This is a genomic window from Rathayibacter sp. AY2B7, assembly GCF_002931635.1.
Taxonomy (GTDB): Bacteria; Actinomycetota; Actinomycetes; order Actinomycetales; family Microbacteriaceae; genus Rathayibacter.
Map to the genome: position 1 here is coordinate 1 of NZ_PSUC01000203.1, position 2,024 is coordinate 2,024.

Below are 2,024 nucleotides of genomic sequence, written 5' to 3' on the forward strand. Positions count from 1 at the left end.
GCCGCCGGGCAGGCGGACCACCATGTCGGCGCGGCCGCGGCCCGCCTCGCCCTCGAGCCCGAACTGCACGTCGAAGTCGACCCGCTGGGTGAGCCCGGCGGCCTCGACGACGTTCCGCAGCTGCGTCTCGCCCCAGGCGCCGCGGCTCGTGGTGGAGCGGAGCGCGGATGCGAGGGTCTCGGTCGTCGAGCGCAGCTGCTCGCCCGCCGCCCGCTGACCCTCGAGCTGCTCGGTGATCGCCCCGAACTGGGCGGCGCGCTCGCGCTCGAGCCGGCCGACCGCCTCCTGCATGCCGCGCAGGCTCTCGGCGACGGGGGAGAGCGTCTGCAGGATGCGCGCGTCGTGCCGCTCGCGCTCGGCGACGACGCGCAGCTGCTCCTGGAGCTCGCGGATCTGGTCGCGGGCGGAGCCGAGGTGCTCGCGGTGCTGTTCGACGACGGCCTCGTGCCGCTCCTCCAGGCCCTCAGCGCGGGCGCGGGCCGTCGCGAGGTCGAGGGCGAGGGCGGCGTCGGGCGTGCGGGAGCGGGCGAGGAGGACGGCCACGACTCCCGCGAGGAGCGCGCCGACCACCAGGCCGAGGACGAAGGAGAGATCCATGCCGCCGATGACACCATGCACCTCCGACATCGAGCGATCGACGCGCCACGACCACCGAACGAGGGCCAGGACGCCCTGCGACCGCCTCGTAGACTTCGCGATCATGGGGAATCACCACCGCTCATCGCGCCTGCTCACGGCCGCGCTCGCTCTCGCCGTCGGGCTCGGCACCGCCCTCGTTCCGATCACCTCCGCCTCCGCCGCCGAGGACGCGCCGTCGACCGTCTCGGTCGAGACCGGCGCTCTCGACGCGTCCGTCGACCGCGCCGACCTCGGCGTCCCGGACCAGTCGACGCAGTACAGCGCCGAGGAGACGAAGAGCTTCCGCGCCGGCTTCATCGTCAGCGACGCCCAGTTCTTCGACGGCGACGCGCTGAGCACCGGTCAGGTGCAGTCGCTCCTGAACGAGAAGGGCAGCCGGTGCTCCACCGCCGGCACCGCCCCCTGCCTCAAGAACTTCTCGCAGGCGACGCCGTCCAAGGCGGCGGACGCGATGTGCAGCGCCTACCAGGGCTCCGGCAGCGAGTCGTCGGCCTCGATCTTCACGCGCGTCGGCCTGGCCTGCGGCATCAACCCGCTGGCCCTGGTCGTGCTCGTGCAGAAGGAGCGCAGCCTCGTCACCGACGCGACGCCGAGCCCCGAGGACTACGCCAAGGCGACCGGCTACAACTGCCCGGACACCGCGGCGTGCGACCCCGGCTCGGCGGGCTTCTTCACGCAGGTCTACAGCGCGGCCCGCCAGTTCAAGCGCTACGCCAACCCGCCCGGCTCCGGCTCGAACTTCACCACCTACGCTCCGGGCACGACGCCGAACGTCGCCTACTACCCGAGCACCGCGTGCGGCTCCTCGCCGGTCACCATCCGCAACCAGGCCACGGCCGACCTCTACTACTACACGCCGTACCAGCCCAACGACTACGCGCTCACCGGCTCCGGCAACGCGGCCTGCGCGACCTACGGCAACATCAACTTCTGGTACCTCTTCAGCGACTGGAACCCGAACGGCACCCTGGCCAACGCCGGGATCGCCCCCGCGGGACGCGTCGACGCCCCGCGCATCTCGGGCAGCACGCTGAGCGTGTCCGGCTGGGCCGTCGACCCGACGACGCAGCAGGCCGCGCTGACCACGACGGTCACGGTGACCGGCCCCGACGGCACCCGCACGGTCCGCACGCAGACCGCGAACGGCGACCGCGGCGACATCCCGGGCGAGTACTCCAACGCCGGCCGCGCCCACGGCTTCGGCGCCACCACGCCCGTCTCGGCACCCGGCACCTACCAGGTCTGCGTCTCCACCGACTCCGTCGACTGGAACCGCTGGGTCGGCTCGGGCGACTCCCGCGGCCCCGGCCGGAAGGATCTCGGCTGCTCGACCGTGAGCACGTCGGCCGGGATCGACGTCTCGCGTCTGGCCGGCACCGACCGCC

At 73.2% G+C, this 2,024-nt stretch carries 1 protein-coding gene and 1 pseudogene; one reads left to right on the forward strand and one right to left on the reverse strand.

Features of this window, described 5'->3' with window-relative positions:
* Positions 1–597 (reverse strand): DNA recombination protein RmuC (rmuC, locus tag C5C27_RS17355; RefSeq protein ID WP_181133588.1); only part of this gene is annotated, 597 nt, incomplete at its 3' end.
* A gap of 103 nt (positions 598–700) precedes the next feature.
* Here rmuC and C5C27_RS17360 point away from each other — a divergent pair.
* Positions 701–2,024 (forward strand): annotated as a pseudogene (locus C5C27_RS17360) (hypothetical protein); the annotation flags it as partial.